We start from the raw sequence: 11,409 nt of genomic DNA, 5'->3' as shown, positions 1-11,409 counted from the left end.
AATTAAAGTAACCAGGCGAAGCAAGGAGGCTGCCATGGGTCACGTCCGGCGTAACTACGGCCAGTACTGCGGGCTGGCGGCGGCCCTCGACGTCATCGGCGAGCGCTGGACGCTGCTCATCGTCCGGGAACTGCTGCTGGGCCCGCGCCGCTACGGCGAGCTGCTGGAGGAACTGCCCGGCATCGGCACCAACCTGCTCGCCGAACGCCTCAAGGTGCTTCACGAACTGGGGGTCGTCACCCGCCCGCAGACCCGCGACCAGGGCTACGCGCTGACCGACCTCGGCCGGGAGCTGCGCGAACCGGTGCTCTCGATGGCGCGCTGGGGCCTCCACTTCATCGACGCGCCGGCCGACGACGTCGAGGTCCGCGCCCACTGGGGCTTCCTCGCGGTGCAGGCGATGATCGACCCCGACCGGGCCACCGACATCGACGAGTCCTACGAGTTCCGCGTCGACGACGTGGTCTTCCACATCGCCGTCACCGACGGCAAGCCGGTCGCGCTCGACGGCCCGGCCGACGGGGAGCCCGCCGTGGTGGCCCGCACCGACGCGCGCACCTTCGTCGAGATCGGCGCCAAGCGGCTGACCCCGTTCGAGGCGCTGGCCTCCGGGAGACTCCAGCTCAACGGCGACACCGACGCCATCGTGCGCTCCAGCGTCCTGCTCGGACTGATGGCGTCGCCGATCGGCTGAGCTTGACATCCATGTAGCGGTCATCGACAGAATCCGATCTCAAGGATCAAGCGGCTCATATTGACTATATAAACTTAAAGTCCTCTACTGGGAAGAGTCGGGTCGAAACCTGACGCTCGTCCGGCGGCTCCGCGGGCGTACTCGCCATTTCCAGAGGAGAGATCAATGCCGCACATCGCCATGTCCCCCGAGCTTGCCCCCGGCACGCCCGGTCTGTTCCAGTACCGTCCGGAGACGGGGCGCCCCCTCGGTGAGCTCGCCGAGACGCTGCTGCGCAGCCCCCACTCGCTGGGGCGTGGGGACCGCGAGCTCATCGCGACCTACGTGTCGGTGCTCAACCACTGCAAGTTCTGCAGCTCCACCCACTCGGAGGTCAGCGCCGCCCAGATCGACGGCGGCCGGGCCCTGGTCGACAAGGTCCTCGACGACGTCGACAGCGCCCCGATCTCGCCCAAGCTCCGCGCCCTGATCAAGATCGCCGGCGCGACCGTCGAAGGCGGCCACGCCGTCACCGCCGAGCTGGTCGACGCGGCCCGGCAGGCCGGCGCCACCGACACCGAGATCCACGACTCGGTGCTCATCTCGGCGGCGTTCTGCATGTTCAACCGCTACTGCGACGGGCTGGCGGCCATCGTCCCGGATGACCCGCGAGCCTACGCCGGCATGGCCCAGATGATCATCAACGACGGCTACCGGATGTGCGCCACCGGCCACTGACGGCCACCAGGCGGTGGTCCCGGCGGCGCCCAGCCGCCGGGACCGGCCGCCCCGCTCCGCCGACGCACGTCCGGGAAGGGCCCCATGAGGGAAAACACCACCGTCCGACTGACCACGTTGTCACCCGGCGCCGGATGCGCCTGCAAACTGCCGCAGGCGTCACTCGAAACGCTCATGACCAGCCTCAACGGGTTCGGCGCCCAAGCCGCCGACGACCTGCTGGTGGGCCTGCCCGAGGGCGACGACGCAGCGGTGCTGCGCCTGGGCGACGGCCAGGCACTCATCTTGACCACCGACTTCTTCACCCCCGTCCTCGACGACCCCTACGACTGGGGCCGCGTCGCCGCGGCCAACGCCCTGTCCGACGTGTACGCCATGGGCGGCCGCCCCGTCGCCGCGCTCAACCTGGCCGCCTGGCCGGGCGACGGCCTGCCGCTCGACCTGCTGGCCGACGTCATGCGCGGCGCCGCCACCAAGGCCGCCGAGGGCGGCTGCGCCGTGGTCGGCGGCCACACCATCGCCGACCCCGTCCCGAAATACGGCATGGCCGTCATCGGCCTGGCCGACCCCGACCACCTGATGACGATCGACCAGGTGCGCCCCGGCGACCTGCTCGTGCTGACCAAACCATTGGGCACCGGCGTCATCGTCACCGCCCTCAAACAGGACGCCGCCGACCCCGCCACCCTCGCCGAGGCCGTCGCCTCGATGACGACGCTCAACGCGAACGCCGCCCGCGCCGCGGTGGCCGCCAGAGTGCGGGCCGCGACCGACGTGACCGGGTTCGGGCTGCTCGGGCACCTGCGGCGCATGCTCAGCGCCAGCGGCCTGGCCGCGACGGTCGACGCCGACCGCGTGCCGCTGCTGCCCGACGCGCGTGAGCTGGCGGCCAAGGGTTTCGTGCCCGGCGGGACCAAGGCGAACATGAGTTTCCTGGCCGACTGGGTGGACGTCGCGGTGTCGGTCGACGAGGAGGTCGCGATCCTGCTGCACGACGCGCAGACCTCAGGCGGCCTGCTGCTCGCTGTGCCGCCGTCGGCGGCCGGGCTGGTCGACCGCCTGCGTGAACACGACCGGTCCACGGCCGTCATCGGCCAGGCGGTCGCGGGACGGCCCGGTCACATCTCCGTCCATGCAGGCGCTTGAGGGGTCACGATGATCATGGATTCCGGCCCGGCCGCACCTGTTGAAGTGCCACGCGCTACTCCTCCCGCCGATCCCCGCCGCGCGCTGCCGAAGATTGACGCCGTCCTCTCGCTCCCGCTGATGGGCGAGCTGGCAGCCACATGGGGCCGCCCGCTGGTGACCGAGAAGGTCCGCCTGGTGATCGACGAGGCCCGCTGTGCGGTGGGCGGAGGCGGGACCGTGCCGTCCCCCGACGAGATCGCCGGCAAGGTGGCCGACGCGCTGGCCACGCTGGACGCGGGCCGGGTCAGGGCCGTCATCAACGCCACCGGCGTCGTGCTGCACACCAACCTCGGCCGGGCCCCCTTGTCGGAGGCGGCCCGGGCCGCCGTCAACGCCGCCGCCGGCTACTCCACGGTCGAGTTCGACCTGGCCACCGGCGGCCGAGGCAAACGCGGCGCAACCGTGAACACCCTGCTGCGCGAGCTGAGCGGCGCACCCGGCGCCCTGGCGGTCAACAACGCCGCCGCGGCGCTCTTCCTGGCGCTCGGCGCCTTCGCCCGCGACCGGGAGGTCATCGTCTCGCGCGGCGAACTGGTGGAGATCGGCGGCGAGTTCCGCATCCCGTCCATCATGGAGGCCGCCGGAGCGCGGCTCGTCGAGGTCGGCTCGACCAACCGCACCCACCTGGCCGACTACGTCGACGCCATCACCGACCGCACCGCGATGATCCTCGTGGTGCACCCGTCGAACTACCGCATCGAAGGCTTCACGGCCGCGCCGCCGCTGCCCGCCCTGGTCGCCGCCGCTCACGAGTCGGGCCTCCCGCTCCTGCACGATTTGGGATCGGGCCTGCTCACCGGCGATTTGGGCGACGAGCCGACGCTGCGGGAGAGCATGGCGGCCGGGGCCGACCTGACGGTCTTCTCCGGCGACAAGCTGTTCGGCGGCCCCCAGGCCGGAATCGTCGTCGGCGACGAAACGATGGTGCAGCGGCTGTCCCGGCATCCGATCGCCCGTGCCGTGCGCATCGACAAGCTCACCCTGGCCGCTCTGGAAGCCACGTTGTTGTCCCATCTGGGCGGACGCCGAGGCGAGCTGCCGGTCTGGCGCATGCTCGACGCGCCGATCGAGGAGCTCACCCGCCGGGCCGACCGGCTGGCGCGCTCGATCGGGCGGCGGGCCCGGGTCCGGGACGGCGCGGGCATGGTGGGCGGCGGCAGCCTGCCCGTCGAGCGGCTTCCGTCGGTGCTGGTCGAGCTCAGCTGCGGGCCGTCGGGCGAGACGGCCGTCATGGGGGCGCTGCGCGCCGGAGAGACGCCGGTGATCGTGCGGGCCGAACGGGGACGGGTGCTGGTCGACCTGCGTACGGTGGCGCCCGAGGAGGACGACGTTCTGGAGAAGGCGCTACTGGCGGCGCTGCCGTAACCGAACGGGTTGGTTGGAGATTCGAACGCGCCCGTCCCCCTACCTTCCCGAGCTTCGTGAACGTGCGGTGCGCCTGGTCCCGGAAGTCCGGCCGACCTACCCCACCGAGTAAACCGTGATGAAAGCTATCGCGGCGGGGCTGGGCGTCAGTGTGTCGCCTTCGGGGTCGATATGTGCTCGCGCGCGATCGAACTGATCAAACCGTCCTGGAAAGGCTCGCCGATGGCGCAGCTATCAGCGCTCGCACACCGCCTGCCGAGCATGAAGCCCTCTATTACGCTCAACTCCACTTATCCCAAAGGGGTTCAGAGTGACCAATTCGTCAGCTTTATTGGATTCAGCATCAGCCACACATTCGTGACGCCTTCATCGCTGACGTCAAAGGTAAGTACTCCGTATCGAAGCCCCTCATTTCGAAGAATGTAACCGAGACCGTCAGCCGTGTCGCGTCGCTCGAGACGGAGGGCGGGCTGCTTGCGCATCACTCCCATGAACCACCGGGCCACATGATCCGACCCGCGGATGACCCTGGGTGCGGCGTTGACGAAGCCGCCGCCGTCTACTCGTAGTTCGACGTCTGGAGCCAACACGCGGAGCAGGTCCTCGATGTCCCCTCTGGCGGTCGCGCCGCGGAATGCCCGCACGACCTCATCGTGCTGGCGGGGAGAAACCCGTGCGCGTCTTCCTCGTCGGACGTGGCGGCGTGCGGACGTCGCCAGTTGCCTCGTCGCCGCTGCCGAACGACCTACGACGCCGGCGATCTCGTCGAACGGGACGCCGAACACATCATGCAGGACGAACGTCACTCGCTCTGCCGGGGTCATGGCTTCGAGGACCGTCAGCAATGCCATGCTGACGGCATCGTCGAGGGTGACACGATCGAGCGGATCGGCAGCGAGATCACTGGAGTTCAGCGGCGCGATGGCCGTGCCTGCGAAGAGATCGGCGGGAACCGGCTCCGGCAGCCACTGTCCGACGTACGTCTCCCGTCGCGCCCGCGCGGAACCCAGCAGGTCGAGTGAGATGCGGCTCGCGACTCGAATCAGCCATGCTGCCGGCGTGGCGATTTCGTCGCGTTCCCTGGGCTCAAGGCGGTACCACCTCACATATGTCTCTTGAACGACGTCCTCGGCGTCGGCCAAGGTGCCCATCATGCGAAAGGCCAACGACAGCAGACGATGCCGCTCCGCCATGACCGGATCGAGAGCCGGTGATTTTTCGGCAGGAAGATCTTCCGGCATGGAGCCCTTTCCCGTTGGAGCGCGGCACGCACCTTGCCGCCTTTCTCCACTATCGCATTCAGGCGGTGGGGATCCCCGTAATCGGGTACCGCACGGTGCCCGTCCGGAACGCGCCGCGCGGAACCATGGCGTCGAGGGGCTCCTGCCCGTCCACGGTCACCACCTCACGATCGTCTCCGCGATCGGCCAGGGTGGCGCGGAAGAGGTCGTCGTGGAAGAACCGGTCGGGGCCGGCGATCTCGACCGCGCTTCCCGGTTCCAGCGTCGTGACGGCCTCGGCGAGCAGTTCGACGACTTCCTCCAGCTCGACCGGCTGGATGAACGACCTCGGAGCGAGAACCTTTCCGTCCACGGTGTGCTGGTCGATGAGGACCGGAATGTAGCTCTGGAACTGGGTGGCCCGAATGATGGTGGCGGGGATCGACGCGGATCGCACGGCCTTCTCCTGCGCCACCTTGCCGAGGTAGTAGCCGATCTCAGATGCGTCCCCTTCCCCGACGCCGACGATGGAGAGCACGACGTGGTGACGCACACCTGCCCGCTCGCCCTCCGCGGTCAGGTTGTCGATCGCTCCCTCGAAGAACGAGATCGCCCCCTCCGCGTCGAAGCGGGGGGTGTTGAGGACGTTCACGATGGTGTCGGCTCCGACGAGAGCCTCGGCGAGCCCCTTGCCCGAGATCACGTCGACCCCGTCCTCCAGCCCTCCCGAGACCACCTCGATGCCCTTGGCCTCCAGGTTGTCAGCAAGGCGGGACCCGACACGGCCGCGCCCACCAGCGATGAAAACCTTCATTTCCGCACTCCGTTCCGGGCCGCCGGTCGCTGCCCTCACCAACAGGACGACGCAGGCCGGAAAAGTGTGAGGCGGCGAGTCCGAGAAAACGATCAGTTGGGGCGCATCCGCCGGCTCGTGTTGTCGACCCGCATCGTGTGGCCCCGCTCGTCCAGATACTCCAGCAAGGGGATCACCACGCGGCGGCTGGTGCCCAGGGCGCTGCGGGCCTCGCTCGCGGTGAACGGCTGCGGCAGGTCGCCGAGGATCTCCACCGCTCGCGGCTCGGCCGTCAGGGGGAGGACGACGCCTTCGGCCAGCCGCAGGACGGCCCCGACCTTGTGCGCGGCGATGGCGGCCCGGGAGTCGAGCCCGAGCTGGGCGAGCCGGCCCGCCTCCGGCGCCTGGAACGGCGTCGACTCCAGCTCCCGCTCCAGACGACGCACGGCGGCGGCGATCGCCTCGGGGAGCTTGGGCCGGTCGGCGGGCCGGTGGATCCGCCCTCCCTCGACCCGCAGCGGCGGCCGGACCAGCGCCTCCACGAGCCGCCGGTCGGGGAGCCCGAGCAGCTGCCGGGCCACCTCGACGGGAAGAGTCGGAGCGAGGGGGTTGGCCAGGGCGTGGTCCTTCGTGAGGGCGCTGAGGCGCTGAGACTGGCTGACCCGCCAGCCGAGGTCCACCCGCCAGTCGCCGTCGGCCGTCCGGCCGACCGGGGGGAGGCCCATGAGACCGAAGTCGGCCACCTTCAGATAATGGTGGCGGGCCAGCAGGTGGTGGGCGGTCGGCGGGTCGGGCCACTCGGCCAGTTCGTCGGCCGCCCGCGCCGCCGCGCCCCGGCCGTGGAAAGGCGGCGGCCGAACATCGAGCACGGTCAAGCCGGTCACCCGGCGCGAGCCCGGGTCGCGGAGGATCACCCGGTCGCCGACGTGCATCGGCAACGGATGTTCGAGGGTGAGCCGCGCGGTCGTCTCGCCCAGGCGGCGGATCCGGACGCTCACCGACGCCGAGCCGACGTGCAGCAGCGACTCGCGCGGTAGCAGGTCGGAGGTCCCGGCCCGCAGCCGCACGTCGAGGGTGTCGGTGTCGCTCCACCGGCCGGGGGTGATCAGGGCCATCCCGCGCCGGCACTCGTCCAGGTCGACGCCTTTGAGGTTGAGGGCGACCCGGGCCACGCCGGTCACCGTCTCGACCTTCCGCTTCAGCGACTCCATGCCGCGGATCTTCACGATCCGTCCTGACGGGCTGAGCTGGAGTTCGTCTCCGGCGTTCACGGTCCCGGCCGGCAGGGTGCCGGTGACGACGGTGCCCATGCCCTTGATGGTGAACGCGCGGTCGATCCACAACCGGACCGGCGCCGCGTCGTCGGGGGCGGGCAGCGATGCCACCAGCGAGTCGAGAGCGGTCACCAGGTCGTCGATACCTTCGCCGGTGATGCTGCTGACGGCCACGGCGGGCACGTCGGCCAAGGAGGAGTCGGCCAGCTCCAGCCGTGCCTCCTCGATGGCCAGTTCGGCGTCGCCTCGGTCCGACCGGGTCACCACCAGCAGTCCGTGGTGTACGCCGAGCGCGTCGATCACGGCCAGGTGCTCGGCCGACTGCGGCATCCACCCCTCGTCGGCGGCGACCACGATGAGTACGGCGGGCACCGGGCCGATGCCGGCCATCATGTTGGTCACGAACCGCTCGTGGCCGGGAACGTCGACGAAGGCGAGCGAGCGTCCCGAGGGCATGGTGCGCCAGGCGAACCCCAGGTCGATCGTCAGGCCCCGCCGGCGTTCCTCGGCCCAGCGGTCGGGCTCCATTCCGGTGAGAGCGCGGACGAGGGTCGACTTGCCGTGGTCGACGTGACCGGCGGTCGCCACTACGTGCATGCGCGCCACTCCTCACCCTGAAGAATCCCGCGGTGGTGCGAAAAGCGGAGGCGAACGGGAATCGAACCCGCCGGCGACGCCGAACGCCGCCCCATCGGTTTTGTAGACCGGGAGGGCCACCAGGCACCCAACGCCTCCATGAAGTAACTAACGATATTGGAGCGCGTGCCGTCAACCGCGTCCTCAAAGGTTTCCGCTGGTAGGCGCGCTGAACAGGCTATTCAAAGGGTGGTTTGTTCTTTGGAACGCTCGGACATATCCGGAGCTTGACTATATGAATTTAAAGTAATCAACTGAGGATCGACGTTCAGACCTACCGAGCCCTGGTTGGGAGACGACATGACCATCGCTGACAGTCCGCTGCCGACGACTTCGCCGGACGTCGGTCCTCTGCTCAAGGAGTACCGCGAGGTGTTCGTCCCCGCCGCGGTGGACTACCTCGAGCGGCGCATCAGCGCCAACGAGCTCCGCGAACTCTGGAAGCCGCACTACTACGGGACCTTCCACCAGTACGACGTGACGGTGGAGCGCGCCTGGCGGGAGCAGAGCGGATCGACCGGACTGCTGGAGTCCGGCGGCCCGCCCGCCGACCCCCGGCACGAGACGCCGCTGGCCCACTTCCCGGTGAGCGTCGCCTACAACAACCTCGATCGGCTGATCGAGGTGCTCGCGGTCGAGCTTGGCGACCAGACGGTCGACAAGTCCCGCCTCCGCGAGCGGACCGTGGACTTCGCGCATGTCATCGATTCGCTCGACGCCCTGATGGCGTCCCTCGACAACTGACGAGGGGCGGCACGGGGCCACCCATCATCGCTCTCACTCGAAAGGTTGAACTGTGAGCGAACCACAGGGAATCCTCAGACAACTCCTGGAGAGGGGCGTCGCGGCGGACATCGACCCCGCGACCCTCTCTCCGGCGGAGGTCGTCCGGGGCCACGACTCCGCGTGGGGAGGGCCGGGGAACCTCTACCCCATCCGCCCTTACACGCTGACGCCGTCGGCTCTGGAGACGTTCATCGTCCGCGAGCGCATCCACGTGCGCATCGACGGTCTCGGTGAGGACATCGTCGACCTCCACGGCATGGCGATCTACCGTCGCCACGACCCGCACGCCGCCGGCGAGCTGAACTGGGCCAGCGCCACGATCACGGCCCAGTTCCTGTCGCTTCAGGTGACGGGGCACAGCGAGCTCTTCGGCCAGGTCAAGGTGTCGAACACGCCTGGCAAGTCGGAAGGGGCGCGGGTCAAGCCGAGTCCGACCCCGGACGATGGGACACCGATGCCCATCAAGGACTGTATCACCATGATCTATCCTCGGTTCGAGGTAGAGCAGCTCGGCACGACCGTCGACACGGGCGACCAGGTGGTCCGTCTGGAGTCGCGGGTCGCGATGGTCCCCCCGATCGGGGACGTGTCGCGAACGAACAAGCACTACGCGCTGTACGACAGCGAAGGCCGTCAGGTCGGTGAGCTTCTGGCCGCCGACATCGAGATCGGGAACCTCCTGCACCACGTCCCGATCGCCAGCGCGGTGATCCCCGCCGAGCTGGCACGACTGCTGGCGTAGGCACTCTCAGCGATGGATGACGTGCGTGTTGCCGGGCCGGCTCGGGCGAATTTCCGCGCGGGCCGGCTCGCGTCCTATGCCTTCGGTGTCGAGGCCGCCATCGGCAACAACCCGATGCGGTACCTGTTCGCGCGCCGCTTCTCCGCCCTGCCGGAACGCGCGGTGACCGCGATCTTCGTGATCAAACCCGATGTGCTGTTCGGCACCTACGTCTGGATGGAGGAGGAGCGCGACGCCGGTGAGTGCCGGATCAGCACCTACCTGCCGACCATGCGCAGGCCCATCCAGGTCGTCGACCGGCTGGCCTTCGACTGCCTGCCCCTCACCGACATCGGCTACGTCGACCTGATGGCGTGGCCTCATCCCGTGCTTCAGCTCTCCGGCTCCGGAGCGCCGGGCACGGGCACCCGCGTCTACCGAGGTCCGGCCCGACTGGACGCCCTGGTGGTGCGGGAGTGCTTCGTGCCCGGGACCGGCGTGGTCGTCGACCGGGTCGTGGAGCAGCGCGGGGAAGCGATCCGCCGGTGGGAGGCCCTGGAGCTGGGCGGCCCGGCCGAGGACTGGCTGCCCCGTCGGGTGCGGGTGTCGCGGCTCGACAGCGGCCACCGGACCGACTTCACCCGCAGCGGCCCGGCCGTGCCGCTGGCCTGCGAGGACTTCGACGACAGCCCCGAAACACTGCGTGAGGCGGTCGAGAACGCCCTGGCCGGGGCGGAGGCGCGGCGATGACGGTCGCCATCCGCCTCGTCCAGGTGGGTTTCCACGTGCTGATCGGGCTGGCCCTGGTCGCCTGGCGGCGGCCGACCAGGGCCGCCGAGGTCGCCCGGCTGCTCGAACGGCTCGGCGGCGCCTTCCTCAAGGCGGGCCAGCTGCTGGCGACCCGGGTCGACGTCGTGGGGGAGACCCTGGCCGCCGAGCTCGGCCGCCTGCACGACAAGGTCGAGCCGATGCCGTCGAGGCACGCCCTGCTCGCCGCCCGGCAGGCCTTCGCGGATCCGCCGTCGGAGATGCTCGCGGCCCTGGCCCGGCCGCCCATCGCCAGCGGGTCGATCGCGTGCGTCTACCGGATGACGTGGCAGGGCCGTGACCTCGCGGTCAAGGTCAGGCGGCCGGACGTGATCCGCCGCTTCGCCGCCGACACCGCGATCGTCTCGGGCTTCGCCCGGCTCGCCGCGCGTGTTCCCCGCCTGGCCCGGCTGCCGATGACCGACATCGTCGGCCAGTTGGGTGAGGCACTGCGAGGTCAGCTCGACTTCGCGCAGGAGACGCGGTACCTCCATCGGCTGCGCGCCGACCTCGCGGACGTGGACGGCGTGGTCGTCCCCGAGCCCGTCGACGAACTGACCGCCGGCGGCGTCATCACGATGACGTTCGCCGAAGGGCTGACCAAGGAGCCCGGCGACCCCGAATCGACGGAACGCGGCGTGACCACGCTGGTTCGCGCTGTTTATCACATGCTGTTCGTGCGCGGATTCATTCACGTCGACCTGCACCAGGGAAACGCCTACATCCGTCCCGGCGGCGAGGTCGTCATCCTCGACGCCGGATTCATGTTCCCGCTCAGCGAAATGGCGCGGACCAGCTTCACGCGATTCTTCGGCGGCATGATCAAGGGCGACGGTGAGTTCTGCGCGCGCATTCTGCTGGCCAGCGCGCGCGGCGTGGCCGAGGGCGCCGACGTGGCCGGGTTCCAGCGTGAGGTCGCCGACCTGGTGAATCGCAGTTCCGGGGCGGTCGCGCAGGACTTCGAGCTGGGGCCGTTCGCGGTCCGGCTCTTCGACCTGCAGCGCGGCCACGCCGTTTTCGCCGAACCCGAATTCGTGTTCCCGCTGCTGTGCCTGCTGGCCCTGGAGGGAACGGTGCGGCGGCTTCATCCGCTGATGGATTTCCAGATCGAGGCGGCTCCCTACGTGATGCAAGGCCTCCTTACGGGGGCCTTGACAGCGTCGGAAGCCCCGGAGAATATGACTATATAATTCTAAAGTATTCAAAGA

Annotated in this window: 11 protein-coding genes and 1 tRNA gene; 8 read left to right on the top strand and 4 right to left on the bottom strand. The window is 69.5% G+C overall.

Features of this window, described 5'->3' with window-relative positions:
* Positions 1–34 precede the first annotated feature (34 nt).
* From AW274_RS24840 to selA, 4 genes are all read left to right on the top strand, one after another.
* Positions 35–694 (top strand): winged helix-turn-helix transcriptional regulator, encoded by a 660-nt coding sequence (locus AW274_RS24840; protein WP_062436762.1) that lies wholly within the window; start codon positions 35–37, stop codon positions 692–694.
* 165 nt (positions 695–859) lie between these two features.
* The gene (locus tag AW274_RS24835; protein ID WP_062436760.1) at positions 860–1,411 is read left to right on the top strand and encodes a carboxymuconolactone decarboxylase family protein; all 552 of its coding nucleotides are present in this window, start codon (positions 860–862) and stop codon (positions 1,409–1,411) included.
* Between the two features lie 84 nt (positions 1,412–1,495).
* Positions 1,496–2,557, top strand: a complete 1,062-nt coding sequence (selD, locus tag AW274_RS24830) for a selenide, water dikinase SelD (RefSeq protein WP_062436758.1) — start codon at positions 1,496–1,498, stop codon at positions 2,555–2,557.
* 9 nt (positions 2,558–2,566) lie between these two features.
* Positions 2,567–3,964 (top strand): L-seryl-tRNA(Sec) selenium transferase, encoded by a 1,398-nt coding sequence (gene selA / locus AW274_RS24825; RefSeq protein ID WP_063813589.1) that lies wholly within the window; start codon positions 2,567–2,569, stop codon positions 3,962–3,964.
* A gap of 305 nt (positions 3,965–4,269) precedes the next feature.
* Here selA and sigJ read toward each other — a convergent pair whose 3' ends face one another.
* The 4 genes from sigJ to AW274_RS40565 all read right to left on the bottom strand — a co-directional run bounded on the left by sigJ (position 4,270) and on the right by AW274_RS40565 (position 7,986).
* The gene (gene sigJ, locus AW274_RS24820) at positions 4,270–5,205 is read right to left on the bottom strand and encodes an RNA polymerase sigma factor SigJ (protein WP_062436755.1); all 936 of its coding nucleotides are present in this window, start codon (positions 5,203–5,205) and stop codon (positions 4,270–4,272) included.
* 58 nt (positions 5,206–5,263) lie between these two features.
* Positions 5,264–6,037 carry an SDR family oxidoreductase gene (locus AW274_RS24815; RefSeq protein WP_198169387.1) on the bottom strand — a complete coding sequence of 258 codons (774 nt, stop codon included), beginning with the start codon at positions 6,035–6,037 and terminating at the stop codon, positions 5,264–5,266.
* 53 nt (positions 6,038–6,090) lie between these two features.
* Complete coding sequence (selB, locus tag AW274_RS24810; protein WP_062436751.1) at positions 6,091–7,848, bottom strand: selenocysteine-specific translation elongation factor; 1,758 nt, start codon at positions 7,846–7,848, stop codon at positions 6,091–6,093.
* Positions 7,849–7,892: 44 nt separating this feature from the next.
* Positions 7,893–7,986 (bottom strand) — tRNA-OTHER (locus AW274_RS40565).
* Positions 7,987–8,187: 201 nt separating this feature from the next.
* Between AW274_RS40565 and AW274_RS24805 the strand changes: the two genes are divergently transcribed.
* The 4 genes from AW274_RS24805 to AW274_RS24790 are packed head-to-tail and all read left to right on the top strand — an operon-like array spanning position 8,188 to position 11,391.
* Positions 8,188–8,631 carry a hypothetical protein gene (locus AW274_RS24805; RefSeq protein WP_157520702.1) on the top strand — a complete coding sequence of 148 codons (444 nt, stop codon included), beginning with the start codon at positions 8,188–8,190 and terminating at the stop codon, positions 8,629–8,631.
* A gap of 52 nt (positions 8,632–8,683) precedes the next feature.
* The gene (locus AW274_RS24800; RefSeq protein WP_062436747.1) at positions 8,684–9,415 is read left to right on the top strand and encodes a DUF6073 family protein; all 732 of its coding nucleotides are present in this window, start codon (positions 8,684–8,686) and stop codon (positions 9,413–9,415) included.
* Between the two features lie 12 nt (positions 9,416–9,427).
* Positions 9,428–10,144: a hypothetical protein gene (locus tag AW274_RS24795; RefSeq protein WP_062436745.1), complete on the top strand. Its 717-nt coding sequence runs from the start codon at positions 9,428–9,430 to the stop codon at positions 10,142–10,144.
* A complete protein-coding gene (locus AW274_RS24790) occupies positions 10,141–11,391 on the top strand; it encodes an ABC1 kinase family protein (RefSeq protein WP_062436743.1) in 1,251 nt (416 codons plus the stop codon). The genes AW274_RS24795 and AW274_RS24790 overlap by 4 nt, the downstream gene beginning before the upstream one ends.
* Positions 11,392–11,409: the final 18 nt, after the last annotated feature.

The organism is Herbidospora daliensis (genome assembly GCF_001570585.1).
In the GTDB taxonomy this organism is placed as follows: domain Bacteria; phylum Actinomycetota; class Actinomycetes; order Streptosporangiales; family Streptosporangiaceae; genus Herbidospora; species Herbidospora daliensis.
Note: the sequence above shows the minus strand (reverse complement) of the source record. Positions and strands in the feature narration are given on the sequence as shown.

Excerpts from the sequence above, each read along its gene's own strand:
- AW274_RS24790 (WP_062436743.1), top strand. The coding sequence starts at position 10,141 with ATGACGGTCGCCATCCGCCTCGTCCAGGTGGGTTTCCACGTGCTGATC.
- AW274_RS24795 (WP_062436745.1), top strand. The coding sequence starts at position 9,428 with ATGGATGACGTGCGTGTTGCCGGGCCGGCTCGGGCGAATTTCCGCGCG.
- AW274_RS24840 (WP_062436762.1), top strand. The coding sequence starts at position 35 with ATGGGTCACGTCCGGCGTAACTACGGCCAGTACTGCGGGCTGGCGGCG.
- selA (WP_063813589.1), top strand. The coding sequence starts at position 2,567 with ATGATCATGGATTCCGGCCCGGCCGCACCTGTTGAAGTGCCACGCGCT.
- AW274_RS24835 (WP_062436760.1), top strand. The coding sequence starts at position 860 with ATGCCGCACATCGCCATGTCCCCCGAGCTTGCCCCCGGCACGCCCGGT.
- AW274_RS24805 (WP_157520702.1), top strand. The coding sequence starts at position 8,188 with ATGACCATCGCTGACAGTCCGCTGCCGACGACTTCGCCGGACGTCGGT.
- selD (WP_062436758.1), top strand. The coding sequence starts at position 1,496 with ATGAGGGAAAACACCACCGTCCGACTGACCACGTTGTCACCCGGCGCC.
- sigJ (WP_062436755.1), bottom strand. The coding sequence starts at position 5,205 with ATGCCGGAAGATCTTCCTGCCGAAAAATCACCGGCTCTCGATCCGGTC.
- selB (WP_062436751.1), bottom strand. The coding sequence starts at position 7,848 with ATGCACGTAGTGGCGACCGCCGGTCACGTCGACCACGGCAAGTCGACC.